Raw genomic sequence first — 24,789 nt, 5'->3', positions numbered from 1 at the left:
GCAGCGTGGGGGCATTTTTTGTTTGTTCAGCCCCGTGCCCGTTCCGGTGCCCGTGCGCGTGCCCGAACCCGCGTCACCCGCCCGCCCCACCACAAGCGTCCCGCCTGCGGCTCCACCGGCAGAATCTGGCGCAGCAGCGCCAGCACCTTGCGCGTATCGTCCAACTGGAACACCCCCGACACCGGCAACCGCGCCACCGCCGGATCGCACTCAATCGCCCCGTGATAACGCGACAGCTCCTGCAAGAACGCCTCCAGCGGCATATCGCGCACCGACAAAGCCCCCTCGACCCAGGCCGCGCCATCCATCATGCGCCCCTCCACCGGCGCCAGCGCCCGCACGCCTTGCGGCGTCATCCGCGCAGACTCCCCGGCGCGCAACGTCGCGCCCGCCGCCTCGCCCGCGCCATCGCGCGGCAGCAACGCCACCGCGCCTTCATCCACCGCCACCTCGCTGCCATCGTCCCACTGCCGCACCCGATACCGCGTGCCCAGCGCCTGCGCCCCCCCGTCACGCGTCTCCACGAACAGCGGCCGCGACAACGGGTCATGCCCCGAGATCACATACACCTCGCCCGCCAGCAAACGAATGCGCCGCACCGGCCCGCCATAATCGATATCGACCGCCGTCTCCGTATTCAGCACCAGCGTCCCGCCATCCGGCAGCGTGACGCGACGCCGCTCGCCCCGCGACGTAGACACATCGGCCAGCGCCTGCCGAACCACCGGCACATCCCCCGCCCGCCACGCCACCCAACCGCCCGCCGCCAACGCACCCAGCGACATCAGCGCCTTGCGGCGCGACCGCCGCGCCTGCGCCGCCTCCGTCTGCCGCAGAATCCGCGCCGCGGCCTCGGCCGGCATCTCCGCCGCCGGCCGCTGCAAACGCGCGCCCAGCGCCTGCAAACGCTCCCACACCAACGCATGCGCGGGCTGCGCCCGCAGCCAGGCATCGAACGCCTGCCACGCCGACGCGTCCGCCGTGTTGTATTGCAGCTTGATGCGCCAACGGATCGCCTCGTCCAACATCGCCCGGTCCACCGCGCCCTCCGCGCCGTTCTCCGCACGGGCGCCTGGCGCCCCGGGCGACACGCCCGCCCGATCAAACCCCATAGACCAGCCGATAGCAGTGCTGCAACGCCTGCGCCAGATAACGCTCCACCGTCGCCACCGACCTCCCCACCTGCCGCGCAATCTGCGGGCACGTATGCCCCTCCATCTGCGCCAACAGAAACACCTCGCGCACCTCCGGCTTCAACCGGCCCAGCATCTGCGCCACCTGCTCCAACGACTCCAGAATCAACAGCCGCGACTCTTCCGAGGGCCAATGGCTCTGCGGATACGTCTGCAACACCGCCAGATAACTGCGCTCGATCTCCAACCGCCGCCAATGGTCCACCAGCAAACGGTTCGCGATGGTGCGCAGGTAGGCCCGCGGCTCGCGCAGCGCGGTGTCAGAGGGGGAGTTTGCCGACAGCAGGCGCACGAACGTGTCCTGCGCCAGATCCGCCGCGCGATGCGCATCGCCCAGCTTCAGCCGCAACCAGCCGTGCAGCCAGGAATGATGGTCGCGGTACAGCGTCGCGATACCGGCGTCGCGACTGGCGCTGGGGGTGGCGGGCATGGGGATATATTGGGAATGGGAATTGTTCCCATTATATCCAGACGAATACCGGCCCAAGCCCGGTGTTCGTCCCCATGCCCGCCGGCACGGGCGGGTGTTTACTTTGGGCAGGCGCCTACTGCAACGACGCTGGCGCGTCGTGCAACACGCCCCAAGGGTCCGCATCCACGCGGCAAGCCCGCGCCTGCTCCAGCATGGCGTCCGCCAAGGTCCCCAGGTGATCGCACAAGCCTTCCACCCCGCCCATCAACGCCGCCACTGTCCACGCGTCTAGCGGCTGCCCGCCGGTTGCGTCAGGCTCGGACGCGCTGTTGCCTACCATGCGGGCCATGGCCGCGATGGCATAGCGGGCTCGGTCGATTTGGTAGAGAGGGGAAAGGGGGACCAGGCCGTGCTCGGGGTCGGAGTCGACGGACCAGGGGTTTTGGGTGAGGGGGTGGGATGGCATGGACTTCCTCCGACGATGTGGGAAATCCGACGATTTACCGGCTTCCAAACCGGGCTACCGTTGTGGCGGTAGTGAGGGAGTATACGGGGGGAAATCTGAGGCTAACCGTGGCGTGAATGACAAGTTTGCCATCCAAGAATGCTACTTATACACAGACTAGATGTCTGCTTTCGGCCAGTAAGAGACGCTCGATATCCCGTTAAGATCGTCCTCCCACAATCTAAAGGTGGCTTGTGTTGTCTGTATCTGAGCTCATTCTTTCCGGTTATCAACTTGCAGCAAAGCAGCAAGAGACTGTTACTCAGTCGTGGGTTACGGGGTCGCACAGGCTAGGGGGAGCGTTGCCCGGCTCTTTGCTCAGTGTGTCCATTCAGCGAACAGGCAGACTCGATGCTGTACTTAGGTGCATGGAGGATGAGTACACAAGCGTTGCCTTACGCGAAGAAATACACCCGTGGGTAGCAGAACCCTTGGCGTCGCTCTCCGAGATGTGGATTGGGCAGGTCTATGAAATAGTCCGGTTGGCCCGGGAGCGAAAGCTAATTGCCGATAGCGATTTTTTTGAGGCATTGGCACATGATTTCCGACTCTTGCGTGTACCGATGGAGAAACACGAGATAGCGCAAGACCGAAGTCTAATGGCATCGGTACCCATGTCTCGCACTCCTGCGAGGGAAGGCGATGTTGATTACCGCTATGACAAAAAAGACCCATTGCGCGCCCATGTCATGCCAACCGGGATTTCGCAGCGTGGTTCGATGCAGTGGCTTGCGATAGACATTTCGGCCGCTCTGAGCCAGCGATGGATCGAGCGCCGGGACTTATCCGACCGGGTTCTGCAACTACTGCGTGCTTAGTAAGATCTGCCGAATCCAAATCGGAGTGTCCATTAGGAGAAAAAAGAACGACCGTTCAGGGTCGCAAGCGGCCTTTCCTGTTTGACTGTTTTTGACTCATAGAGATCAGTCAATACAGTCAGCGACTGAGGTTTCCCCACAAATTCATCGGCATCCTCCCATGGATTCGGCGGTGTCGTGGGGTGCTTGCAAGAGCCCAAGCATTGACGTTTCGGTCAAAGCCAGAACTCTCTCGGCATAGATCATGACACCTAGCGTAAGCAACGAGATGGTCGGCCGGCCTTTGCGGTTGTTGGATTCATAGGCCGGCCTCAGTTTCCTGCTCTCAGCCAATTTGCCGACCAGCCACAACAGGAACGTGGCCAACGCGTGGATCAACAACAGGATCTGCAGGCGCGCAGCGCCTGCGCTTTGACTGTCTTCGAAGGAGAACCCGAACTGATGGGATTTCAAACTTCGGAAGGTGCATTCAATGCTCATGCGCTTGCGGTAGACCTCGACGATATCGCGCGCATTCGTGTCGACCAACCCCGGCGAGGCACACAGCAACCAAGGTTCGCTTTCTCGCCTCGCGCAGACCTCGCTGTGGCTGCTGCGTTTGCGTTGCTTGAACTGAGTCAGAGCCTGGCGCTGTTGAGCTGGCTTTCGATACAGCACGAGCCGCGTTTGCACCGGGCCGGAACGTACCATTTGCTGTTCGCCCAGATCCTTGGGACGCGAGTTCGCGTACGCATAATCCGTCGTGCAGCGCCGCCGCCGCTCATCGCCTGACCGAAGAAATGTGCGGCCACGGATGCGTCCTACCCAGTACCAGCCTAGTTGATTCAGATAGGTAAACCACGGACCGCGGAACCCCGCATCAGTCACGACAATTGGCCGCAGACCCTCGGGCAGCAAGGACTTGAGTTTGCTCAGAAACGTCTGCTCGATGCCCGGTGAGTTCTGATCGCGCAGGGGATGAACGCTCTCGTAAATGGGCACGGCAGCGCCGCGTATCCAGAGGGCCGCGCGCAATACCAACCAACTCCGATCCGCCTTCAAATCGGACCAATCCACCAAGATAACGGGGCACTTGGCTCCCGCCATAAACTGCCGGCACAGGAGTTGATAGAACATGGGCCGTTCGTTATGCAGATGACGGTTGCCCAGCAGCCGGTCCACGCGTTTGATGCGATGCCTGATTGCCTGACCGGCGGGCAAGCCGCGCGCCAGTCCACTGAGTGTCAGCCGCCGTGTCGTCATCGCACTTCGCACCGTGCATATCAAGGCTTTGAGCCGGTTCAAATGTAGGCTGGGGATCGAATCCTGGAGCAGTTTCTGCAATACTCCGACTGCGTGCATGGCCTGTCTTCCTTCAAACGGTTTGGTCGCCTTATGAAGGGTATAAGACTGGTGCCATGCATGCCCTGATCACCACACGCTAAAAGCTTGCCCCCGCTCTGCGCAACAAGCCATTGATTCAGAATGCGTTTCCCTGGAAATCCGTGGGGAAACCTCAGAGTCTGACACCATATTTTCGTACACACAGCCTCCGTGCATAGAGAACTTTCAGCTCACAGCTCAATGAGTTTACACATATCGCCTGCAATTTGGCGACTGAAATTCGACGACCTTTTTTAGAGGAATGTTAATTGTCGAACGCTCCAGAGTCAGCGGTTCGCCGAAGCATTTAAGCCACCACCACCGCTCATACAGAAGCAATGCAGAGCTAAGCCAAACTGCTTATTTATTTGAATGCATCCGTCGAATACGTTTCAGATAATCGTCCAAAATTCCGTAATGCGCCATCATCCTGAATGTATTTCGGCCTGCCGCCTCATCCCGGTGCGAGCTATTTATCAGGCACCATGAACACGTTGCTGCCCCTACTCGCACGGGCTCTTGGCAAGCATCGCACAAATCACGACTAGGTACTAAACCTTTCCCGTCAAATTGATAGGCGATACCACTCGCATCTAGAAAAAAAGGATTTATGGAGCTGCGCCCTATTTTCATTTGAAAATATTCACACTCAAATAAATCCGCCTTTTTCTGTAGTTTTCGGCACAACTCTCCACTTGCGCGAGGACCTGCTATGAGGGCCGTAACACTGCCCCTAGGCGTGTCCATCAACATCACGCTACCAATTGATCGAACCTCATTTTCACCGACGATCATGCGGCGCTCACTCTCATAGCTCCAGTAATCAGCCTTTGTATAGTAGGCCGCTTGGAAGGCACCTTGTTGCAACCACGCGATATATCTAGGTTTTTGTAATACATAAGCCTTCTCCAAAAGATCTGACAGACCTTTTGATGGGCCATCTAAATACGACACGTCACCGAATCCGCTATCTGGGAAACCTTCCTGCAACGAGGGCTCATCGAACTGAATAGCAAATCCTTGAAGATTATTCGCATAATGCGCCCACATAGGAGCGACAGCAGGCGAACGCGAAAAACATGTCGTTGGTAATTGTGGAATTTCCCCGATAATTTCTTCGTAATATGCTAGAAGCCCTGGCTCGGTTTGATAGTCAATGGTGAGAAAAAGCTCAAATGGATCGTTAAAACCCTTCGGATACGAACATTTCAGCGTCGCAATACCATCATCTTTCACAATCAGATCCAGCGTATCGGGACCTGCATATTTGTAGACATTCGACAAAACTGACGCTCCGCAGAATTTTTATATGACCTATTTGAGGCACAATATAATACTAATTGTCTAAAGATCAACACTCCCAGAGGTCGAATTTTCTCCGTTCAGCCCAATTTCTCCCTAGAGCGCGCGATCTTATTCGATCATTCAACACTGACTTGGGCGATGGAATTTCCGAAAAGGAATTTCCAAAAAAGGGCCGCTGATAAAGCGGCCCTTGCAGATTATTACCAAGTGAAGCAGGTCAAGCCTTACGCACGCTCTCAATCAACCCATCCAACTGCCCCAGCATCGTATCGATTTCTTCCGCCGTCACATTCGACGCCGGCATAAACCACAGCAAATTCCCCCGCGGCGCATTCAGCAGCAAACCATTCGGCGTCAGATTCCGTGCAGCCTCGACAATCGCCGGACCATCATCCCGATCCATCACCAGCGCACGCAGCAATCCCATCCCGCGCTCGCCCTTCATGCCGTACTTGGCCGACAGCGCCAGCAGGCCTTCGGACAGTTGCTTGGCACGGGCATTGGCCGACTCCATGAAGCCCGGCGCGGCCAGGGCATCGAACACCGCCACGCCGACAGCCGCCATCAGCGGGTTGCCGTTATACGTGCCGCCCTGGTCCCCATGCGAGCAAGAAAATGGTGTCAGACTCTGAGGTTTCCCCACAAATTCATCGGCATCCTCCCATGGATTCTGCGGTGTCGTGGGGTGCTTGCAAGAGCCCAAGCATTGACGTTTCGGTCAAAGCCAGAACCCCTCGGCATAGATCATGACACCTACCCGTGGCCCTGGATCAAGTAGAAGAGTGGCAGCAGGGTCGCTATATAGGGCTTCGTTTCCTCCCCCTTGTTTGACACCAGCCGTAGCGGCTTCAGACCAAGAAGTTGAAAGAACGCGGTCGAGAAGGACCCCTCGGAATGATGCTCAGTTTTCTCGCCATCGAAGTCAATCGTGGCATAGAAGGGTCCATCCCTCGACTCAAGGGCACGCCGGATCGTGAGCGGCTTGCCGTCCGCTTCGGCATGTAAGACGACGGCGTTGCACTTCTCAAGGATTTCCGCCCTGAAGTTGTTGGGAAACCCCAACGCGGATGCAAGCATACGCACGATAGGCGATTTCCCGCTGCCATTCGCTGCGAAGAGCATCGTGGTTCGGTGCCCAAACTCCAACAGCGTGCTCTCCCAGCCTCCGTCGCCCAAGGGCTCGACCTGCAGTGACTTCAGCCTCAATTCACTTCTCCTCTGACCCGAGCTTCGTCCCTGATGTACTGGTAGCTGAACGTGTACAACCTGTTCGACAAGTATTACTACCAGGCGATAGGCAGCACGCAGGACAACAACCACTTCGGCGCGCCGCGGTCGTTTTTGTTAACGGCGAAGTACACGTTTTAGAGTGCGTGGCAGGGGAAGGCCAGGGTCCTGATTTCGCCGAGCCGCCGGGCTCGAAATCAGCTCAAAATCAGACCATTTCAGCTCATTAAAGCCCAAATACAGCTTATTTCATGAGCTGATTGCTGTTAAATTGAGCTGATTCGACCTGACTAGGCACATCATGACCGTCCCCGAAGACATCCTCCAGATGCTCCGCGCCCGACAGCGGGAAGCGCGTCCGTGGCTCAGTTCCAGCGAACTGGCCAACGGAATCGACACAAGCTGGTCCACGGTGAAGCGCCAACTGGACGTCCTGCTCAAAACCGGCATGGTGCAACGCGTTGGGCGCGGCCGGGCTACACGCTACCGGATCGCGGACCCAACGTCCGCCGGGGCGCTCCCAACAACCGGCATCGCCACGCGTCTGGCTGAGCCCGCGCCAGACGCCAGCGGAATGATCTGGTCCGAACCCGGGCAAGCGCTGCTGGCCCACCTCCGGCTGCCGCTGGCGTCACGCGCGCCGGTCGGCTACCAGCGCAGCTTCGTGGATGAATACGTCCCGAACCAAAGCGCTCTTTTGCCTCCCGCCTTGGCCCAGCGCCTGGCCGACGAGGGCCGCATGCAAGGCCAGCAACCTGCCGGCACCTACGCGCGCCGCGTGCTGGAGCCGCTGCTGCTCGATCTGTCCTGGTCGTCTTCGCGGCTGGAAGGCAACCGGTATTCGCTGCTGGCCACGCAAGAACTCTTCCAGCGCGGCACGGCGGGCAATGATCTGGACGCGGTGATGCTGCTCAACCACAAGGCAGCCATCGAGTTCATGGTCGACGCGGTGCCCGTATACGGCCTGGCGTCCGCGGTCGTCGGCAACCTGCACGCGATCCTGATGCAGAACCTGTTGGCCGACGCCGAAAGCCTGGGCCGCATCCGCCAGACCGTGGTCAACATTCGCGATACAACCTACTTGCCCGTCCAGGCACCCCTGCTGCTGCAGGAAATGTTCGACCGCATCGTGGAGAAGGCGCGGCTGATCAAGAACCCCGTGGAAGCGGCGTTCTTTCTCTGGGTGAACCTTGCCTACCTGCAGCCTTTCGAAGACGGCAACAAACGCACCAGCCGCCTGTCGGCCAATATCCCGCTGATGCTCTACAACTGCGCGCCGCTGTCCTTCCTGGACGTGGACGCGCAGGATTATGCCTACGCCATGATGGGCGTCTACGAACGCTGCGACGTGGCGCTGGCGGCGGACCTGTTCATCTGGGTCTATCGGCGCTCGATCCGGAAATACGCCATTCAACTCGACGCGGCGGGCGTGCCGGATCCCGTGCGGCTGCGGTTCCGCGAAAAGCTGAACGAGGCGATCGGCCGGGTAGTGCGTGCGCGGCAGACCGCCGATGCTGCGCTGGCGGCGCTGGCCTTGTCTGAAGACGATGCGCGCGTGTTTCGTCCGATGTTGGCGGAGGAGTTGCGGGTGCTGGATCTGTACAACTGCGCGCGGTATCGATTGGCGATGGACCAAGTGCAGGAATGGATCGAGGCGGGGCGGCCGCAGTAGGCACTCATTTGTGGTGTAAATCACGCGCCCGATTAGCGTTTGCTGAGATTGTCGAGGCGTAGCAACAAGCGCGGTCGATCTGGCGCCCGCGTAGCCCTATGAAGGCATCAGGACGAGCGCTTCCCGCAGACCGGTCAGTTGGGCTTCAGATCGATATCGCGGGCCACTTGCCCCAGCAGGGCATAGTCCGTTCGTGCCCGCTCAAGTGCCTGTTGGGAGGTATTGCCAACGATCACCCAGCCCAGTTCCTTGAGCTTGCGCTGCATCTCGGTCTCCTTGAGGCTGGCGACGAGGACAGTCTGTATTTTTTCGATGACCGCAGGCGGCGTGTCCTTGGGCGCGGCCAGACCAAACCACCCGGTCGGAACCAGCCCCGTGATGCCCAGCTCCTTGGCGGTGGGCACCTTGGGATAACCGTCGAACCGATAATCGCTGGTGACGAACAGCGCAGTCGTCTTGCCCGACGTGACGTACGGGATTTGCGAGGCGGCGTTGTCCATCATGGAATCCACGTGTCCGCCCAGGATGTCGTTGACGGCGGGCGCGGCCCCCTTGTAGCCCAGGATGCTCAGGTTCACCCCCGCCAACTTGGCGAAGGCCGCCTGCGTCAGGTGCGCCTGAGTGCCGAGCCCGGCGTTTGCCGACGTCAGGCCGCCGGGCTTCGTGGCGCTAAGCGCCTTGAACGCCGCGTAGTCCTGCGCCGGAAAATTCTTGCCCACGACGAAGACGAACGGGACTTCCACGGCGATCGAGATCTGCGCCAGGTCTTCGACGGGGTTGTAGCGCAGCTTGTAGATGTGCGGATTGACGGCGATGGTGCCGCTTGCGCTGAGCAGCAGCGTATAGCCGTCGGGTGCGGCGCGCACGACGTGCTCGGTGGCGATCGAGCCGCCCGCGCCGGGTTTACCGTCGACGATCACCGGCTGCCCCAGGCGCTTGGACATGGCTTCTGCCAGCAGGCGGGTCATCGTGTCGGACGCCGATCCCGGCGCGTAGGGATAGATGATCGTGATCGGTTTGGCGGGGTAGGCGTCTGCCGCGTAGGCCGGCGTCAATCCCGCCGACAGCAGCAATGCGGTGATAGCGGTGCAGAGGCGTGTCATGGTTTTCTCTCCCTACGGGCGGGTTGTGTGAATGATCTTCTGAATGACGGGAACGGCCATCGCGGCGTACCCGCTCAGTTCCGGCAGCATGTCCTGGCGATACCAGCCGGCCTCATGCAGCAGGTTCAGCGATGCGATGGTCTGGCCGTCCCAGCGAACGGGCACGTTCATGGCGCTTTCGCAGCCGAGTGAATGAATGAGTTCATGGTCTGGAAATGCGCGCGCGCATTCCGCGCGGTCGACGCAGATCCGGGCCTTTCCCCCAAGCACGACCGTGGCGTAGAACTCGCTGTTTTCGCGGATGGGCTTGGCGCCGCCTGGCGGGTAGGCCTCGGGCTGGCTTGAGAAATACCGCAGGCTCCGCTCCGCCTCTCGATCCAGCACCAATACCGTGAACAGCCGATAGCCGATCCGCGCGGCCAGCACGCGGGCCAGCGCCTGCAGTCCGCATTCGGGTTGGGGCGCGGCAGCCAGGGCTTGCGCCATGTCGGTTAACGCCCGCGTCTGGGCCATGTTTTCTGTTGCGTTCGTCACCGCTTGCCCTCGTCTATCGGGAAAGGCATTTTGGCTGCCAATGGCCATACGAGGCTAATGAATAAACCTGAGAGATCCATTACCATTTCCGCATGGACGCTACCTCGATCGACCCGCCCTGGACCCGCCGGCTCAAGCTTCGCCACCTGCAAGTGCTGGCCGCCCTGGAAAGCGCGCGCAGCGTCACCGGCGCCGCCAAGGCCATGCACATGACGCAACCTGCGCTCTCGCACTGGCTCAGCGACATGGAAGACCTGGTCGGCACGCCGCTGTTCCTGCGTGGCCGGTCGCTTGAACTCACGGAGGCCGGGCGCGCGCTCTGGCGCTACGCGTGCCGCGTCCTGGGCGACACCGCGCGCACCGGCGAAGAGATCGAAGCGGTCAAGGGTGGCGTGGCCGGCCATCTGCATATCGGCACCATTCTTTCTGCCGCGCCGGTCTTGCTGCCGCGCGCCATCGCCGCGCTACACCAGCGTTCGCCCAACGTGCAGATCGAACTGGTCGAGGGCTTGCTCGAACCCTTGATTGAACGTGTCGAACGCCGGGAAATCGACCTCATCATCGGGCCGTTGGATGTGCGCGCCAGCCGCTCCGGCCTGTGCACCGAATGGCTGATGACCGACACCTTCAGCGTGGTGGCCCGGCGCGGGCATCCGCTGGCGGAACTGGATGCGCCCTCCTGGGAGGACGCCCAGCGTTATCCGTGGATCCTGCCGCCGCTGGGCACGCTGTCGCGTACCCGGCTGGACCAGGCCGTGGTGGATGCGGGCATGCCGCCGCCGAAGCCGGCCGTCGAGACCAGTTCGCTCGTCGCGCTGTTGTCGATGCTGCAGGACCGCGATTACATCGCCACCTTGGCCAGCTCGGTCGCGCACATGTATGAACGGCTTCAGCTCATCAGCATCGTGCGCGCGCCGTCCCGCCTGGAATTCGGCCCCATCGGCATGTTGTGGGCGGCCGACTCACCCAGCATCGTGCTGCCGGCTTTGCGTGAAACGCTGCGCCAGGAGGCGCAGAGCACCTCTCACGGCAGCGCCGCCAACGACGCCGCTACTTGACCGTCGCATATTCCAGCGCCTTGGGCGTGCGGGTCAGCACACGCGGCGTGCTTCCCACCACCACCGTGTCATCCAGGCGGAAGCCGCCGATGCCATAGGCGTAGATGCCCGGCTCGGCGGAATACACCTCGTTGTCCAGCAAGGGCCGCTGGTTGAAGGCCATGTCTTCCGGGTACTCGTGGTGAATGATGCCCACGGCATGCCCGGTGCGATGGCGGATGAAGTCCGCGTACCCAGCCTTCTCGATCTCGGCCTGCGCGGCCGCGTCGATCGCGCAGACAGGATTGCCGGTGCATGCGGCGGCAATGGCCGCCTCGTTCGCCGCCTTGGCCGCCGACCACAGCCGCATCTGCTCGGCCGAAGGGGTGCCGCAGAACCAGGTGCGTTCGTTCTCGATCGTCAGGCCGTTAAGGCGCGGAATGACGATGTTCACCAGCACATCGCCTTCCTTGATCCGCGCGCCGCACGACGCGCCGTCCCCATGCGGCGAAGCCGACGCGGGGCCGCTCAAGGTCCAGCAGCGGATGACCTCGAAATGCTCGCCCGGAAAGCGCTCGGCGGCCTCCTGCACGAACAGCGACGCCATCGCGAAGTCCAGTTCCTGCACCAGCCGGCCAGGCCGGATGTTCTCGCGGTAGCGGTCCTGAATCCAATCGGAAATGGACGCGGCGGCCGCCATCACGGCAAGCTCTTCATCGTGCTTCTGCCAACGCAGCGCGCGGCACTCGGGCGTCGCGTTGCGCAATACGACGTCGGGCAGGAAGCGGCTCAACTGCGCCAGCACCGGGCTCCCGCCTTCGACTGCGATACGCGAGCGCGCCAGGCCTGCCGCCTTCAATCTTGCCGCCAGCACCTCGGGAAGCTGCGTGATCAACGGCAGCCGGTTCTGCACGCGCGGATGCTCGGCGTAGTAGCTGATGTCGGTGATCCAGACCTTGCCCTGTTCCTGCGAGAACTGCATGTGATGCGTGGACAGCTCGTTCATCACCAGGAAGGGCGTGCCGTTGCGCGGCACGACGGCAAAGATCGGCCGCTCCCAGGGCAACACGTCGGTGTGGAAATTGGTGGCGAACTGGAAGAAGTCCGCCGAGGTGAAGATGACGGCATCGACGGCCAGATCGTCCATCATGGACGTCATCTTGTCGAACCGGTATTGCCAGACAGCCTGGGTGAGTTTGGGCATGGTGTGTCCTTTGTCGTGGTGTTCAGTCGTTGCTCAAGCCCAGCTGGCGAATCAGCGGGCCCCAGGTGGCGCTATCGCGCGCGGTCCATTCGGCCACGGTCTCGGGCGACGAGGGCAGGGGCTCGAGCTGAAGCTCCTGCAGACGCGCCTTGACCGCGGGATCGTCGAAGAAGCGCCGGGTCTCGGCGTTGAGCCGCGCGACGGCCTGCGGCGGCGTGCCTTTGGGCGCCACCAGCGCATACCAACCTGGCATCGGAAAATCCTTGAAGCCCAATTCGGCCAGCGTCGGCACGTCCGGCACGCTCGCCGCGCGCTTGCTGCCCACCACGGCCAACGGAACCACCTTGCCCGCATTGGCCTGCACGGCGCCGGTGTTCAACACGTCGGCCATCATCTGGGTCTGATTGGCCATCACGCTGGTCAGCCCGGCGGCCGCGCCGTTGTAGGGGACATGCGTGAGCTTCATGCCCGTCTTCTGCGCCAACATCTCCACGACCAGATGCGTGGAATTGCCCTTGCCCGCCGACGCGAAATTCAGCGACTCGGGTTCAGCTTTGGCACGGGCGGCCAGTTCGTCCAACGAACGGATACCCGTCTGCGTGCCGGCGACGAGCAGGAAGGGCGTATTCACCAAGAGGCTCACGCCGTCGAAATCCCGCGCCGGCTGATACGGCATGTTCTTGTACATGTGCGGGTTAAAGGCAAGGTACGATACCCCGCTGACCAGCACCGTATACCCATCGGCGGGCTGCTTGGCCACGTAGCTGGATGCCAGGATGCCATTGGCGCCCGGCCGGTTCTCGACCACCACTGGCATCTTGAGCTGCCGTGCAAGGTAGTCCGCCCACAAGCGGCCGATCACATCCGTGCCGCCGCCGGCGGCCTGCGGCACGACCAGCTTGATCGGTTTATCCGGATAGGCGGCGGCGCTTGCGCTAATGCCAGCGAAAAGCAGGCAAGCGATCCCTATTGGGACGCGGCTTATGCGTCCCAGTAATGTCCTCAACATGTCGTTCCCCATGAATCATCAAATACGTCGCGAATGGACGGCGGCCGTTGAAGCCTGCGGATGATTATGGGGAGATCGGACATGAACGCCCAATGAATAAACCTGAGGTTCCCATAAGCGTTCTGGCATAGCCGGGCGCGCCAGCGCTGGCGCTTGGCCGAAATGCACAAAGGCCGCAATGACTGCGGCCTTTGTGCATGACTGCCCGAAAGCTTGAATCAGGCCTTGCGCACCTGCGCAATCAACCCGTCCAACTGCGCCAGCATCGTATCCACTTCCTCAGCCGTCACATTCAACGCCGGCATAAAGCGCAGCAGGTTCGGACGCGGCGCATTCAGCAGCAGCCCATTCGGCGTCAGATTCCGCGCAGCGTCGACAATCGCCGGACCATCATCCCGATCCATGATCAAGGCGCGCAGCAGGCCAACCCCGCGCTCACCCTTCATGCCGTACTTGGCCGACAGCGCCAGCAGGCCTTCCGACAACTGCTTGGAGCGCGCGTTGACGGACTCCATGAAGCCCGGCGCGACCAGCGCATCGAAGACCGCAACGCCGACGGCGGTGGTGAGCGGGTTGCCGTTGTAGGTGCCGCCTTGGTCGCCGTGGGAGAAGACGCAGACTTCCTGACGGGCCAGAAGGGCTGCCAGGGGCACGCCGCCGCCGATGCCTTTGGCCAGCGTCATGATGTCCGGCACCACGTCGGAGTGCTGGTAGGCGAACATCTTGCCGGTGCGGCCCATGCCGGTCTGCACTTCGTCGACGATGAAGAGCAGCTTGTGCTCATCGGCCAGCTGGCGCAGGCCTTGCATGAACTCCTTGGTGGCGGGCAGCACGCCGCCTTCGCCTTGCACGGGTTCCAGCATGATGGCGACGGTCTGGTCGTCGATCAGCTTGCGCACGGATTCCAGGTCGTTCAGTTCGGCCTTGGGGAAGCCTTCGACCTGGGGCGCGAACATCTTGTCCCAGCCCGGCTTGCCGGAGGCGGACATGGTTGCCAGGGTACGGCCGTGGAAGCCGTGGTTCATGGTGATGATCTTGTAGGCGCCCTTCTTGTGCACCTGGCCCCATTTGCGCGCCAGCTTGATGGCGCCTTCGTTGGCTTCGCCGCCGCTGTTGGCGAAGAAGACGCGGTCGAAGTCGGACGCGCCGGTCAGGCGCTGGGCCAATTCAATCGACGGCACGTTGTAGAAGGCCGGCGAGGGGTTCATCAGCAGCTTGGACTGGTCCAGCAGGGCCTTCTGCATTTCCGGGGCGCTGTGGCCCAGGGTGTTGACGGCCCAGCCCTGCACGAAGTCCAGGTATCGCTTGCCCGCGTGATCCTCCAGCCAGGATCCCTGGCCTCGCACGAACACGAGGTCCGGGCGGGAGGTGATCTCCATGAGGGTGTTGACGTTGAACTGGCTGAATTCCATGGCGGTTCCTGCGGAATGAGAGAACAGGGGTTGAAAAAGATGGGGAAACGCTAAAACGCGAATTTAGCACCGGAGGGGGAATGCTATCGTGACGAACCCCTGCCGATCCGCCCCACGGCCGCCTCAAAAGGGCTGCCAGCGCGGGGCGTTCTATTTTATGCAACAGGCGCACCCCCGCGCGCAGCCCTTTGTCGCTTTTTACTGACCAATCATGAAACGTATTCTTTCCAGTCTGGCCGCCGGCCTGGCCCTGACGGCGGCCGCCGCGACCGCCCAGGCCGCCTACCCCGAGCGCCCCATCCGCCTGATCGTGCCGTTCCCGCCCGGCCAGGCCACCGACATCTTCGCGCGCGCCCTGGCCGAAAAGCTGGGCGCGGCGGTCAAGCAGCCGATCGTGGTGGAGAACCGCGCCGGCGCCGGCAGCAATATCGGCATGGAGCAGGCCGCGCGCGCGACGCCGGACGGCTACACGCTGGTGATCGCGGGCTCTGCCGCAGCGGTGAACCAGACGCTGTACAAGACCATCAACTACAGCCTGACCAAGGATTTCGCGCCGGTGTCGGGGGTGTTCTCGGTGCCGCTGATGTTCCTGGCCACGCCGGCCTCGGGCATTACCTCGCTGAAGCAGCTGGTGGACCAGGCCCGCGCCAATCCGGGCGAGCTGGCTTACGCCAGCGCCGGGATCGGCGGCACGCAGCATTTGTCGGCCGAGATGTTCAAGGCGGCCGCCAATATCGATATCCGCCACATTCCCTATAAGGGCAGCGGCCCCGCGCAGGCGGATTTCCTGGGGCACCAGGTTCCGTTGATGGTGGATTCGGTGACGGCGGGGCTGCCGCACGTGCAGAGCAAGAAGGCGGTGGCGCTGGCGGTAACCACGGCCAAGCGCCTGCCGCAGCTGCCGGACGTGCCGACGGTGGCGGAATCGGGTTATCCGGGTTTCGAGGCCATCGGCTGGGCCTCGGTGCTGGCGCCGGCCGGCACGCCGCCCGAGGTCACGGGCTACCTGAGCCAGCAGATCGGCCAGGTGCTGAACGCCCCGGAAATGCAGAAGTTCTTCCGCGACCGCGGCGCCGAGCCCATGCCGCTGACGCCGCAGGCCACCGGCGCGTTCATCGCCGGCGAAGTCGAGAAGTGGGGCAAGGCGGTGAAGCAGTCGGGCGCCCAGGTCGACTGATGCTTGCCTGAAACCGCCCCCGCAGGCGCAGGGACGGTTTGACGTAAGCGTACCAGCGCCGGCCGCGCTCGATGCAGCGCGGCCGGCGCGCGCTTCAGGCGGGGCCGCCCGGCTGGTCCGGGCGTCCGGGCTCGCCGGGTTGCCTGGGCTTTTCTCCAGGCTGACCCGGGTTGCCGGGCACTTCCGGCGGCGTGCGTCCGGACCCGGTGTCGTCCGGTCCGGGCTTGCCCGGCACCTGGCCGGGCGCCTGCTTTTCGGGCGCGTCCCCCGGCTCCTGTCCGGGACGCGGCGACGGGTCGATACCCGGCTGGGTAGCGGGGTCGCCAGGCTTCTGATTCGCGTTCATGGATGTCTCCTGAAAGATTCATGCAGCCGCTACACGCGCACCGGCACGCGTATCGTGCAAGCCCACGATAGAGGCCACGCGCGCGCACGCCCAGATCACGCGGGACGACTTTATCTAGTACTTTCTTCTTATCTCTTGCCCAACCAGGAGCCGGAATGAAGAAGACCGCCACGGCGTTCACGACGGAACGCCGCCATCTGCTGGAAATCATCGACGGCCTGATCGAGGGCATCATCCTGCTGGACCAGGACCGCAGCATCGTCTGGGCCAATGACACCGCGCTGGCCATGCATGGCGTGACGGACCTGGCCGCATTGGGCGGCACGGCCGCCGGCTACCGCAAGGCATTCTCGCTGCGCTACCGCAACCGCCGCGCATTGCGCGCAGCGCAGTATCCGCTGGACCGGGCCCTGGCGGGCGAGGCCTACAAGGATGTGGTGGTGGAAGTGAACAGCCGGCGCGATCCGGAATTCAGCCGCATGCTGCAGGTGCGCAACCTGGTGCTGCGCGATGCGCAGGGCGCGGTTGAAGGCATGGTGCTGGTGCTGCTGGACGTGACTGAGCGGTACAGCGCGGAAGAACGCTTCGAACGCACCTTCAGCGCGAATCCCGCGCCGGCCGTGATCTGCTCGCTGGCGGACCTGCGCCACATCAAGGTCAATGACGGCTTTCTGGCCATGACCGGCTACGCGCGCGAGCAGGTGCTGGGCAAGACGTTGCGCCAGCTGGACTTTCTGGGCGACACGCCGCAACGCGAGGACGCGCTGCACCGGCTGGCGGAAGGGGCGACGATTCCGCAGATGGAAACCATTATTTCGGTGCAGGACGGCGGCGCCAAGCTGGTGGTGGTGGCCGGCCAGCCCATCGAAGTGGCGGACCAGCCCTGCATGCTGTTCACCTTCAACGACCTGGAGCCGCGGCGCAAGGCCGAGACGGCGCTGCGCGATAGCGAGCAGCGCTTCGCCACGGCGTTCCGGCTGGCGCCCGTGCCCATGACGCTCAGCACCACGGAAGGCAGGCTGCTGGAGGTCAACGATGCCTTCGTCGCCACAACGGGCTATGACGCCAAGACGCTTGCTCGCGACGAAGACGCGCTGGCGCTGCTGTGGACAGACCCCCAAGCTTATGACCGCGCCATGGCATCGCTGGAGCAGGGCGCCGGCGTGCACGGCCAGGAAATGGCGCTGCGCACGCGCGACGGCGCGCTTCTGGACTGCCTGGTGTCGGCCGCGCCGGTGTCCATCCAGGACCAGCCTTGCGTGCTGGCGGCGATCCAGGACATCACCGAGCGCAAGCGCAGCGAGGTCGAGCTGATGGAGGCGATCGAGACGGTCATGCAGGATACCTCGTGGTTCAGCCGCAGCGTCATTGAAAAACTGGCGCAGATCCGCGCGCCTCAGGGCACGCCGCAAGGGCAGGCCGAACTCGCCGACCTGACGCCGCGCGAACGCGAGATCCTGGGCCTGATGTGCCAGGGCCATATTGATACCGAGATCGCGTCCAGCCTGCACCTGTCGCGCAACACCGTGCGCAATCACGTGGCCGCGCTGTACAGCAAGCTGGACGTGCATCGGCGCAGCGCCGCCATCATCTGGGCGCGGCAGCGCGGCATCGTGGGCTATGAGAAGCCGGCGCGCAAGCAGGCGCAGAAGCCAGCCCGCAATCGGTAGAAAAGTACCAACCGGCCTGATATGCGCGCTTCTTACACGCGCGCCATGCGCTTTCTATAGTGGTTTCGTCCGCCGCCGGAGCTCCGGCCCCTCCGGGTCTGTCCGGCGCGGTTTCACACAACCTGCAACGAGGAGCGAAACATGGATAACGACCGCATTAAGGGCGCTGCAAAGGAAGTCAAAGGCACGGTCAAAGAAACGGCCGGCAAGCTGACCGGCAACCGCCAGACGGAAGCCGAGGGCAAGGCCGAGAAAACCGTGGGCAAGGTGCAGCGCAACATCGGCGAGGCCAAGGATCAGGCACGCGACTTGCTGAACAAAAAATAGCGCGGCTGCCCATCGGCATGGCCCCGCTAGCCCATGAACGCCGAAAGGAGAAAAAAATGATTCATCGACTCTGGCTTGCGCTGATGCTGGCAATAACCGCCATCTCGGCCGGCTGCAACACGATGGAAGGCGCCGGCAAGGACATCGAACGCGGCGGAGAGAAGATCCAGCAGAAAGCCCAGTAGGTCTTGCATCGGCAGCCTGCTTGAATGGCTGGCGCGCTGACGGCGCGCCGGCCTTTTTGCGCTGATTGCGCGTTGCGTCCTATTGCGTTTTTGCGTCCAGGCGGCCCAGCAGGGCATCGAAACGGCCTAGCCGCGCGTACCGCGTCTGGCCGCCCGCCACGACCTCGCCGCCAGGCAGATCGATCCACCGTTGTATCCCGCTATCCAGATCGAGCGCGCCGTGGCGGATTCGAAGCACCTGACCCGACGCCGGATGCCAGAGCTGGCCCAGATCCATGCTGCGATGCGGCGCATGCCAATGGCCCAGCAACAGCCAGCCGCCCGGCAGCGCTTGCAGCGTCATGCCGCCGGAAGGCAGATGCCCCACCTCGTGTTGATGAACGGCTCCGGCATCCAGGCCTGCGTGGCAAAGCATGCCGTCCTCCAGCCACGCGATGGCACTGTCGCCCAAGGCCACGGGGTGCGAGATGTCGCCCGATGAGGGCGCGGCGTAAGACAGCGGCAAGGGATGCAGCCGCCCTTCGCGAAACTCCAGGAGTTGGCCGCGGCACAGCACGCAGGTACGGCCGTCCGGCGTAGGAATGACGGCGGACCTGTCACTGGCGGGACGGCGTTGCGGGGGCGCCGTGTACAGCAGCGACGGCTCCGCCGCGACGTCTTCCGCCTGCCTCGCGTGGTCCGGATAAAGAAAGACCATGCCACGGTCCACCAGCAGCAGATCGTCGCCCGCGAACCCCAGGCTGAATTCCGGCGTCCGGCGTTGCACTTGCGCGGCGCGCGGCGGCAGGGGCATGCCGGGCCGGTTTGAAGGGGGCAGGTCGACCTGATCGGAATGCAGCAACCGCGCATAGGGCGTGCTGGACAATCCGTCCGGGCCCTGTTCGATCCAGGCATGCGCGCCATTGGGGCTTACGCAGGAGGCGAGCAGCCCACGCCGCGCGGGAAACTTGCCGGCTATCGCGCGCAATGCCGGCCATGCACGCAGATCGGTGAGCGCCGGGGCATCCCAGTCCGCCATGACGGCGCAGGCCCATCCCGGAGCCACCGCTACCGCGTAGGGAATGTCCAGATAGTCCTCGGGGCCGCACAGCGGACCCGAGGCCGGCTTGGGCAGGGCCGCCTGGGCGCCAGCCGCGGCGCCATCCTGGCGATGCGCGACGGCTTCCCAGCCCTGCGCCTGTATTTGCGTCTTGAGGCTTTCCGCCTGGGCCTGCGGCACGATCAGCAGACGAATCGCGTCGTCCTCTTCGCGCTGCTCGATGAGCGCCAGCCCCAACGCCTCCAGTTCCTGGCCCAGCGCGGGCAGGAAGTCCTCGGCGCGGTCGTCGCTCATGACGGACCGAAGCAGGTCCAGGCGCGCGGACGCTAGCGCCGGATGGCGGGTCGAATAGATTTGCCTGAGCGTGTCCAGCACGTCGGGCAGGAGAATCTTCCAATCGAAGGATACGGGCTGCTGCATCACGGCTCAGCGGGAAAAGCCACGCGCGGAAATCTCCCAGATGTCCTGCACCACGCCGTCCTTGAACACCACGAGGCCGTCGTGCAGGTTGAAGGTGGGATCCACGTGCGCGGGCACCAGGCGCAGCACGCTGCCCAGCGCGGGCGGCGTGGCGCCGGGTTCCACGCGGACCACGCTGTGTTCGTCGTTGATGGCGGTGCAGATCAGGCCGGATTCGCCATGGACGGCAGGCGGGCCGCATTCGGCGGAGGCCGATTTCAGGCCGGCGTCCAGCACCACGCGGCCGGGCGCGGGCGTGCTCATCACGGTGGACAGCAGGAACAGGCTGTTCTGGAAGGCCAGCGGGCCGTCCCATTCGTTGGCGCCGTAGTCGCCGTCCATGAAGGCGTAGGAGCCGGCCTGCAGTTCGGTGTAGACGCCGCTGGCCGCGTCGAATTCCGCGCTGCCCGTGCCGCCCCCGGTAATGGTGTCGCACGCGATGCCGCTTTCGCGAAGCAGCTGCGCATAGGAAGCGGCGATGCGCGCGGCTTGGCGGCAGACGCTGGCGCGCTCCTCGCGCGTGCGGAAGTGCTGCACCGAGCCGTGGTAGGCCTGCAGCCCGGCGAAATTCATGCCCGGCAAGGCGCGGGCCAGCTGTGCCAGCGCCAGCACCGTGGCGTCGTCCGACACGCCGCAGCGGCCCTGGCCCACGTCCACTTCCACCAGCACGTCGATCTCGGCGCCCGCCTGGACCATGGCGGCGGACAACTGCGCCAGGTTTTCCGCGTTGTCCACGCAGACGCTCATCTTGGCGGAGCGCGCCAACTGGCCCAGCAGCGCCAGCTTGGCCGGGCCGACGACCTCGTTGCTGATGTGGATGTCGCGGATGCCGGCGGCCACGAAGGGCAGCGCCTCGCTGACCTTCTGGCAGCAGATGCCGCGCGCGCCCAGGGCCAGCTGGCGCAGGGCGATCTGGGGGCATTTGTGCGCCTTGGCGTGGGGTCGCAAGGCCACGTCGTGCCGATCGGCCCAGGCCTGCATCGCGCGCAGGTTCGCCTCGAAGGCCGTCAGGTCCAGCGCCAGGCTGGGCGTGTCGACTCGGGCCAAGGGATCGCCCGGCTGGGCCGCCGGGGGCAGCGCTATGCCGCGTATGACTTCCTGGGACATCGGGAATGCTCCGTTATTTGCACGCGTGGATGTAACCGCGCCATAACCAAACCTGGGCTGGTCATAACCTAAAGGGCATGCGACCCCCTGGTAAACGATAGCCCGGTAAGCATTGGCTACAGGAAGTCGGCATGACAGAATTTCATCATAAAGAAAGCCCCCAAGGGGAGGCACGTTTTTGCCGCCGGGCGCAAGACCCGGCGGCAAAAACGAACAATATTCAACCGTCAGCAAAATCACGGAGAAGCCCGCATGAAACTGAAGCACTGGATCACCACCCTGACCCTGGCCGTCGCCGCGGTCGGCGCCGCCGGCACCGCGCAGGCGCAGCAATTCTTCCGCATCGGAACGGGCGGCACCGCCGGTACCTACTATCCCATCGGCGGCATCATCGCCAACGCGGTGTCCCAGCCCGGCAAGCTGGTCGCCACGGCGGTCGCCTCCAACGGGTCGGTGGCCAACATCAACGGCATCCTGGGCGGTTCGTTCGAAGCGGGCTTCACGCAATCCGACGTGGCCTACTGGGCCTATAGCGGCACCGGCACCTTTGAAGGCAAGCCCAAGGCGCAGGACCTGCGCCTGATCTCCACGCTGTACCCGGAGAGCATCCACTTGGTGACCCGCAAGGGTTCCGGCATCAAGAGCGTGGCCGACCTGAAGGGCAAGCGCGTGTCGATGGACGAACCGGGCTCGGGCACGCTGGTCGATGTGCGCCTGATCCTGGGCGCCTATGGCATGACCGACAAGGACATCAAGGCCGAATACCTCAAGCCCAACCAGGCTGGCGACAAGCTCAAGGACGGCGGCCTGGACGCCTTCTTCTTCGTGGGCGGAGCGCCGGCCGGCGCCATCGCGGAACTGGCCTCCAGCGGCGCCGGCATCGAGATCGTGCCGCTGGTCGGCCCCGAAATCGACGCGCTGCGCGCCAAGCAGGAGTTCTTCACGCCCGACACCATCGCCGCGAACACCTACCAGAATGTGGGCGAAGTGAAGACCATCTCGGTCAACGCGCAGATGGTCACGTCGGCCAAGCTGCCCGAGCAGGTCGTGTATGACGTCACCAAGGCGCTTTACAGCGACGCCACGCGCAAGACGCTGGACAACGGCCACGCCAAGGGCAAGCTCATCACCCGGGACAACGCCGTCAAGGGCGCCGGCATCCCGTTCCACCCGGGCGCCGAGAAGTTCTACAAGGAAATCGGGCTGCTGAAATAGGGGTAGGCCCACCCCCGAGGCGCCTGCGGCGCCTCCCCCTCAAGGGGGCGCCGCAGAGGACCGGCGGAGCCGGATCCACGCGACCCCGATGGGGCGGCGGCGGGGTTGTGCGGCGAGTGTGCCGCGCGGCCAGATTGAAGTATGTATGTCCGCGGAGCGACGCGCCGCGCTTGAGTAGGGCCGCCATGGGCGGCCCTGCTTGCTGAATCAGCCTGAGAATTACTGCGATGGAAATTGATCACGAAAAAACCCAGCAGCTGGCGGAGAAGTACGACTCGGAAATCCGCTTCCGGCCGCTGGACAAGACGGCTACCTGGATCGTCTCCGGCCTGCTGGTCACGCTCTCGATCTTCCACTACTACACGGCCGGTTTCGGCCTGCTGCGCGAAGCCACGCACCGCGGCGTGCACCTGGCGTTCGTGCTGAGCCTTATCTTCCTCGTCTTCGGCTTTTCGAAGGCGCATTACAACCGCGAACCTAAATCCACCTGGTATGCGCCGGGCGGCATTCCGCTGTACGACTGGATCATCGCCATCGCGCTGGCGCTGTCGGTGCTGTACATCCCCTACATCTTCGAGGACCTGGCCTTCCGCGTCGGCAATCCGCTGCCGATCGACGTGTTCATGGGCTCGATCCTGCTGATCGGCCTGCTGGAAGCCACGCGGCGCGCCATGGGCTGGCCGCTGCCCATCATCGCGCTGGTATTCATGGCCTACGCCATGTTCGGGCCTTATTTCCCCGGGCTGCTGCAACACGCGGGCAACACCTGGTCCCAGGTCGTTAACCATATGTACCTGACCAGCCAGGGCGTCTACGGCGTGGCGGTGGGCGTGGTGGCGACCTACGTGTTCCACTTTGTGCTGTTCGGCGTGCTGGCCACCCGCATCGGCCTGGGCCAGCTGTTCCTGGACGTGGCCTCGACCATCGCCGGGCGCTATGCCGGCGGCCCGGCCAAGGTGTCGGTGTTCGGCTCCGCCATGTTCGGGATGCTGTCCGGTTCCTCGGTGGCCAACGCCGTGACGGTGGGCTCGCTGACGATCCCCGCCATGATCCGCATCGGCTATCCGCGGCACTTCGCGGCGGGCGTGGAGGCGGCCAGCAGCACCGGCGGGCAGATCACGCCGCCCATCATGGGCGCGGCCGCTTTCCTGATGATCGAATTCCTGGGCATTCCGTACCAGCAGATCGCGATCGCGGGCATTTTCCCGGCCTTCCTGTACTTCTTCGGCATGTTCATGCAGGTGCACTTCGAGGCCAAGCGCGAGGGCCTGCGCGGCCTGACCGACGAAGAAATGCCCAAGCTGAAGCAGTCGTTCAAGATGCGCTGGCCAACCCTGATTCCGCTGGTGCTGCTGATCGGCGTGCTGGCCAGCGGCCGCACACCGTACCTGGCGGCGTTCGCGGGCATCACGGGCTGCATCGTGGTGGGCATGCTGAATCCGTTCCAGCGCCTGCGCCTGCGCGACCTGTACGAAGCCTTCGAGACCGGCGCGAAGTATGCGCTGGCCGTGGGCGCGGCCGCGGGCACGGTCGGCATCGTGATCGGCGTGGTCACGCTGACCGGCGTGGGCTTCAAGATCTCGTACATCGTGATTTCGGCGGCCCAGACGATCGCCGGGGGCGCGGCCACCGTGATTCCCGACGTCATCGCCAACACGCAAACGCTCACGCTGATCGCAGCGCTCGTCATGACCGGCATCGTCTGCATCCTGATGGGCTGCGGCATTCCCACCACGGCGAACTACCTGATCATGGTGGCCGTGGCCGCCCCCACGCTGGTGCAGCTGGGCGTGCAGCCGATCGCGGCGCACTTCTTCGTGTTCTATTTCGGGATCCTGGCGGACATCACGCCTCCGGTGGCGCTGGCGGCCTACGCGGCGGCCGGCATGGCGGGCAGCGACCCGTTCAAGACCGGCAACACGGCCTTCCGGCTGGGCATCACTAAGCTCATCGTGCCTTTCGTGTTCGTGTTCTCGCCGTCGCTGCTGATTTCGGTCCAGGGCTTCACCTGGTACGACTTCTTCGTAACGCTGTTCGGGTGCATGGTCGGGCTGGTGCTGCTGTCGGCCGCGTTCTCGCGCTATATGCTCGTGGGCATGAAAAGCTGGGAACGCTGGCTGTGCACCATCGGCGCCTTGCTCACGATCCTGCCGGGGCTGACCAGCGGCCTGATCGGGCTGGCGATCTGCATCCCGGTGTTCATGCGCCAGCTGGCGCAGCTCAAGCTGGAAAACGCGCCGAAAGCGGCCTGACACCCAGGCCGTGCGCCGGCCGGCGAAATAAAAAAGGGGCGGACTATTGAGATCCGCCCCTTTTTCTCTCGAATCGTGTATTTTGGCAGCAATTGACCGAAGAAGACCGGGTTGTTGCGGCAGGGTGACGCCATACAACATTCCCGCGTTCGGTCGGTTGCCCGCCCCTATAAAACGGCGTAAAGTAAAATTCATGTTTGCTGGTCTGCCGATATGCGG

Annotated in this window: 23 protein-coding genes and 1 pseudogene; 9 read left to right on the top strand and 15 right to left on the bottom strand. The window is 63.5% G+C overall.

Translation table 11 applies throughout. The features are described 5' to 3' along the window. Positions 1-26: 26 nt before the first annotated feature. From AGI3411_RS13255 to AGI3411_RS13245, 3 genes are all read right to left on the bottom strand, one after another. On the bottom strand, positions 27-1,028 hold the full coding sequence (locus AGI3411_RS13255) for a FecR domain-containing protein (protein ID WP_244240343.1): 1,002 nt from the start codon (positions 1,026-1,028) through the stop codon (positions 27-29). Positions 1,029-1,101: 73 nt separating this feature from the next. Next, complete coding sequence (locus AGI3411_RS13250; RefSeq protein ID WP_129527830.1) at positions 1,102-1,623, bottom strand: sigma-70 family RNA polymerase sigma factor; 522 nt, start codon at positions 1,621-1,623, stop codon at positions 1,102-1,104. Between the two features lie 115 nt (positions 1,624-1,738). After that, the gene (locus AGI3411_RS13245) at positions 1,739-2,071 is read right to left on the bottom strand and encodes a hypothetical protein (RefSeq protein ID WP_129527829.1); all 333 of its coding nucleotides are present in this window, start codon (positions 2,069-2,071) and stop codon (positions 1,739-1,741) included. Between the two features lie 470 nt (positions 2,072-2,541). Between AGI3411_RS13245 and AGI3411_RS13240 the strand changes: the two genes are divergently transcribed. Then, the gene (locus tag AGI3411_RS13240) at positions 2,542-2,928 is read left to right on the top strand and encodes a hypothetical protein (protein WP_129527828.1); all 387 of its coding nucleotides are present in this window, start codon (positions 2,542-2,544) and stop codon (positions 2,926-2,928) included. 144 nt (positions 2,929-3,072) lie between these two features. On the opposite strand, the gene AGI3411_RS13235 is transcribed toward AGI3411_RS13240, so the two are convergent. From AGI3411_RS13235 to AGI3411_RS13220, 4 genes and pseudogenes are all read right to left on the bottom strand, one after another. Then, entirely contained in the window at positions 3,073-4,269 is a 1,197-nt protein-coding gene (locus AGI3411_RS13235; RefSeq protein ID WP_129527827.1) for an IS4 family transposase, read from the bottom strand. Positions 4,270-4,650: 381 nt separating this feature from the next. Continuing rightward, the gene (locus AGI3411_RS13230) at positions 4,651-5,574 is read right to left on the bottom strand and encodes a DUF2971 domain-containing protein (RefSeq protein WP_129527826.1); all 924 of its coding nucleotides are present in this window, start codon (positions 5,572-5,574) and stop codon (positions 4,651-4,653) included. A gap of 238 nt (positions 5,575-5,812) precedes the next feature. Continuing rightward, positions 5,813-6,202: pseudogene (locus AGI3411_RS13225) on the bottom strand (aminotransferase class III-fold pyridoxal phosphate-dependent enzyme); the annotation flags it as partial. Positions 6,203-6,348: 146 nt separating this feature from the next. Then, a complete protein-coding gene (locus AGI3411_RS13220) occupies positions 6,349-6,801 on the bottom strand; it encodes an ATP-binding protein (RefSeq protein ID WP_129527825.1) in 453 nt (150 codons plus the stop codon). 322 nt (positions 6,802-7,123) lie between these two features. On the opposite strand from AGI3411_RS13220, the gene AGI3411_RS13210 reads away from it, so the two are divergent. Then, the gene (locus AGI3411_RS13210; protein WP_129527824.1) at positions 7,124-8,494 is read left to right on the top strand and encodes a Fic family protein; all 1,371 of its coding nucleotides are present in this window, start codon (positions 7,124-7,126) and stop codon (positions 8,492-8,494) included. Between the two features lie 134 nt (positions 8,495-8,628). Here the strand turns inward: AGI3411_RS13210 and AGI3411_RS13205 are convergent, their stop codons facing one another. Beyond that, positions 8,629-9,597, bottom strand: a complete 969-nt coding sequence (locus AGI3411_RS13205) for a tripartite tricarboxylate transporter substrate binding protein (protein WP_129527823.1) — start codon at positions 9,595-9,597, stop codon at positions 8,629-8,631. A gap of 12 nt (positions 9,598-9,609) precedes the next feature. After that, entirely contained in the window at positions 9,610-10,083 is a 474-nt protein-coding gene (locus AGI3411_RS13200; protein WP_244240342.1) for a GAF domain-containing protein, read from the bottom strand. A gap of 140 nt (positions 10,084-10,223) precedes the next feature. On the opposite strand from AGI3411_RS13200, the gene AGI3411_RS13195 reads away from it, so the two are divergent. Next, on the top strand, positions 10,224-11,189 hold the full coding sequence (locus tag AGI3411_RS13195; protein WP_129527822.1) for a LysR substrate-binding domain-containing protein: 966 nt from the start codon (positions 10,224-10,226) through the stop codon (positions 11,187-11,189). On the opposite strand, the gene AGI3411_RS13190 is transcribed toward AGI3411_RS13195, so the two are convergent. From AGI3411_RS13190 to AGI3411_RS13180, 3 genes are all read right to left on the bottom strand, one after another. Continuing rightward, positions 11,182-12,372: a M24 family metallopeptidase gene (locus AGI3411_RS13190; protein WP_129527821.1), complete on the bottom strand. Its 1,191-nt coding sequence runs from the start codon at positions 12,370-12,372 to the stop codon at positions 11,182-11,184. The genes AGI3411_RS13195 and AGI3411_RS13190 overlap by 8 nt on opposite strands. A 22-nt stretch (positions 12,373-12,394) precedes the next feature. Continuing rightward, the gene (locus AGI3411_RS13185; protein ID WP_129527820.1) at positions 12,395-13,264 is read right to left on the bottom strand and encodes a Bug family tripartite tricarboxylate transporter substrate binding protein; all 870 of its coding nucleotides are present in this window, start codon (positions 13,262-13,264) and stop codon (positions 12,395-12,397) included. A 335-nt stretch (positions 13,265-13,599) separates the two neighbouring features. Next, positions 13,600-14,793: an acetylornithine transaminase gene (locus tag AGI3411_RS13180; protein WP_129527819.1), complete on the bottom strand. Its 1,194-nt coding sequence runs from the start codon at positions 14,791-14,793 to the stop codon at positions 13,600-13,602. A 211-nt stretch (positions 14,794-15,004) separates the two neighbouring features. Here AGI3411_RS13180 and AGI3411_RS13175 point away from each other — a divergent pair, with 211 nt between their 5' ends. Next, positions 15,005-15,970, top strand: coding sequence for a Bug family tripartite tricarboxylate transporter substrate binding protein (locus AGI3411_RS13175; RefSeq protein WP_129527818.1), 966 nt, complete (start codon positions 15,005-15,007; stop codon positions 15,968-15,970). A gap of 94 nt (positions 15,971-16,064) precedes the next feature. On the opposite strand, the gene AGI3411_RS13170 is transcribed toward AGI3411_RS13175, so the two are convergent. Continuing rightward, complete coding sequence (locus AGI3411_RS13170) at positions 16,065-16,316, bottom strand: hypothetical protein (RefSeq protein WP_129527817.1); 252 nt, start codon at positions 16,314-16,316, stop codon at positions 16,065-16,067. A gap of 155 nt (positions 16,317-16,471) precedes the next feature. On the opposite strand from AGI3411_RS13170, the gene AGI3411_RS13165 reads away from it, so the two are divergent. The 3 genes from AGI3411_RS13165 to AGI3411_RS13155 all read left to right on the top strand — a co-directional run bounded on the left by AGI3411_RS13165 (position 16,472) and on the right by AGI3411_RS13155 (position 18,498). Beyond that, the gene (locus tag AGI3411_RS13165; RefSeq protein ID WP_129527816.1) at positions 16,472-17,986 is read left to right on the top strand and encodes a helix-turn-helix transcriptional regulator; all 1,515 of its coding nucleotides are present in this window, start codon (positions 16,472-16,474) and stop codon (positions 17,984-17,986) included. A 141-nt stretch (positions 17,987-18,127) separates the two neighbouring features. Beyond that, positions 18,128-18,313 carry a CsbD family protein gene (locus AGI3411_RS13160; RefSeq protein ID WP_129527815.1) on the top strand — a complete coding sequence of 62 codons (186 nt, stop codon included), beginning with the start codon at positions 18,128-18,130 and terminating at the stop codon, positions 18,311-18,313. A gap of 56 nt (positions 18,314-18,369) precedes the next feature. Then, positions 18,370-18,498 carry an entericidin A/B family lipoprotein gene (locus AGI3411_RS13155; protein ID WP_043541255.1) on the top strand — a complete coding sequence of 43 codons (129 nt, stop codon included), beginning with the start codon at positions 18,370-18,372 and terminating at the stop codon, positions 18,496-18,498. Positions 18,499-18,577: 79 nt separating this feature from the next. Here AGI3411_RS13155 and AGI3411_RS13150 read toward each other — a convergent pair whose 3' ends face one another. Both AGI3411_RS13150 and AGI3411_RS13145 read right to left on the bottom strand, forming a co-directional pair. Beyond that, a complete protein-coding gene (locus AGI3411_RS13150) occupies positions 18,578-19,957 on the bottom strand; it encodes a hypothetical protein (RefSeq protein WP_244240341.1) in 1,380 nt (459 codons plus the stop codon). A 6-nt stretch (positions 19,958-19,963) separates the two neighbouring features. Next, entirely contained in the window at positions 19,964-21,103 is a 1,140-nt protein-coding gene (locus AGI3411_RS13145; RefSeq protein WP_129527813.1) for a DSD1 family PLP-dependent enzyme, read from the bottom strand. Positions 21,104-21,355: 252 nt separating this feature from the next. On the opposite strand from AGI3411_RS13145, the gene AGI3411_RS13140 reads away from it, so the two are divergent. Next, a complete protein-coding gene (locus AGI3411_RS13140; protein ID WP_129527812.1) occupies positions 21,356-22,318 on the top strand; it encodes a TAXI family TRAP transporter solute-binding subunit in 963 nt (320 codons plus the stop codon). Positions 22,319-22,545: 227 nt separating this feature from the next. Continuing rightward, positions 22,546-24,570: a TRAP transporter permease gene (locus tag AGI3411_RS13135; protein WP_129527811.1), complete on the top strand. Its 2,025-nt coding sequence runs from the start codon at positions 22,546-22,548 to the stop codon at positions 24,568-24,570. Positions 24,571-24,789: the final 219 nt, after the last annotated feature.

The sequence above is a fragment of the Achromobacter agilis genome (assembly GCF_900496965.1).
Classification (GTDB): domain Bacteria; phylum Pseudomonadota; class Gammaproteobacteria; order Burkholderiales; family Burkholderiaceae_B; genus Achromobacter; species Achromobacter agilis.
This window is presented reverse-complemented; position numbering and strand designations above follow the sequence as displayed.

Coding starts and splice junctions, on each gene's coding strand:
- AGI3411_RS13255 (WP_244240343.1), bottom strand. CDS start 1,028: ATGTTGGACGAGGCGATCCGTTGGCGCATCAAGCTGCAATACAACACG.
- AGI3411_RS13250 (WP_129527830.1), bottom strand. CDS start 1,623: ATGCCCGCCACCCCCAGCGCCAGTCGCGACGCCGGTATCGCGACGCTG.
- AGI3411_RS13245 (WP_129527829.1), bottom strand. CDS start 2,071: ATGCCATCCCACCCCCTCACCCAAAACCCCTGGTCCGTCGACTCCGAC.
- AGI3411_RS13235 (WP_129527827.1), bottom strand. CDS start 4,269: ATGCACGCAGTCGGAGTATTGCAGAAACTGCTCCAGGATTCGATCCCC.
- AGI3411_RS13210 (WP_129527824.1), top strand. CDS start 7,124: ATGACCGTCCCCGAAGACATCCTCCAGATGCTCCGCGCCCGACAGCGG.
- AGI3411_RS13205 (WP_129527823.1), bottom strand. CDS start 9,597: ATGACACGCCTCTGCACCGCTATCACCGCATTGCTGCTGTCGGCGGGA.
- AGI3411_RS13200 (WP_244240342.1), bottom strand. CDS start 10,083: ATGGCGCAAGCCCTGGCTGCCGCGCCCCAACCCGAATGCGGACTGCAG.
- AGI3411_RS13195 (WP_129527822.1), top strand. CDS start 10,224: ATGGACGCTACCTCGATCGACCCGCCCTGGACCCGCCGGCTCAAGCTT.
- AGI3411_RS13190 (WP_129527821.1), bottom strand. CDS start 12,372: ATGCCCAAACTCACCCAGGCTGTCTGGCAATACCGGTTCGACAAGATG.
- AGI3411_RS13180 (WP_129527819.1), bottom strand. CDS start 14,793: ATGGAATTCAGCCAGTTCAACGTCAACACCCTCATGGAGATCACCTCC.
- AGI3411_RS13175 (WP_129527818.1), top strand. CDS start 15,005: ATGAAACGTATTCTTTCCAGTCTGGCCGCCGGCCTGGCCCTGACGGCG.
- AGI3411_RS13170 (WP_129527817.1), bottom strand. CDS start 16,316: ATGAACGCGAATCAGAAGCCTGGCGACCCCGCTACCCAGCCGGGTATC.
- AGI3411_RS13165 (WP_129527816.1), top strand. CDS start 16,472: ATGAAGAAGACCGCCACGGCGTTCACGACGGAACGCCGCCATCTGCTG.
- AGI3411_RS13160 (WP_129527815.1), top strand. CDS start 18,128: ATGGATAACGACCGCATTAAGGGCGCTGCAAAGGAAGTCAAAGGCACG.
- AGI3411_RS13155 (WP_043541255.1), top strand. CDS start 18,370: ATGATTCATCGACTCTGGCTTGCGCTGATGCTGGCAATAACCGCCATC.
- AGI3411_RS13150 (WP_244240341.1), bottom strand. CDS start 19,957: ATGCAGCAGCCCGTATCCTTCGATTGGAAGATTCTCCTGCCCGACGTG.
- AGI3411_RS13145 (WP_129527813.1), bottom strand. CDS start 21,103: ATGTCCCAGGAAGTCATACGCGGCATAGCGCTGCCCCCGGCGGCCCAG.
- AGI3411_RS13140 (WP_129527812.1), top strand. CDS start 21,356: ATGAAACTGAAGCACTGGATCACCACCCTGACCCTGGCCGTCGCCGCG.
- AGI3411_RS13135 (WP_129527811.1), top strand. CDS start 22,546: ATGGAAATTGATCACGAAAAAACCCAGCAGCTGGCGGAGAAGTACGAC.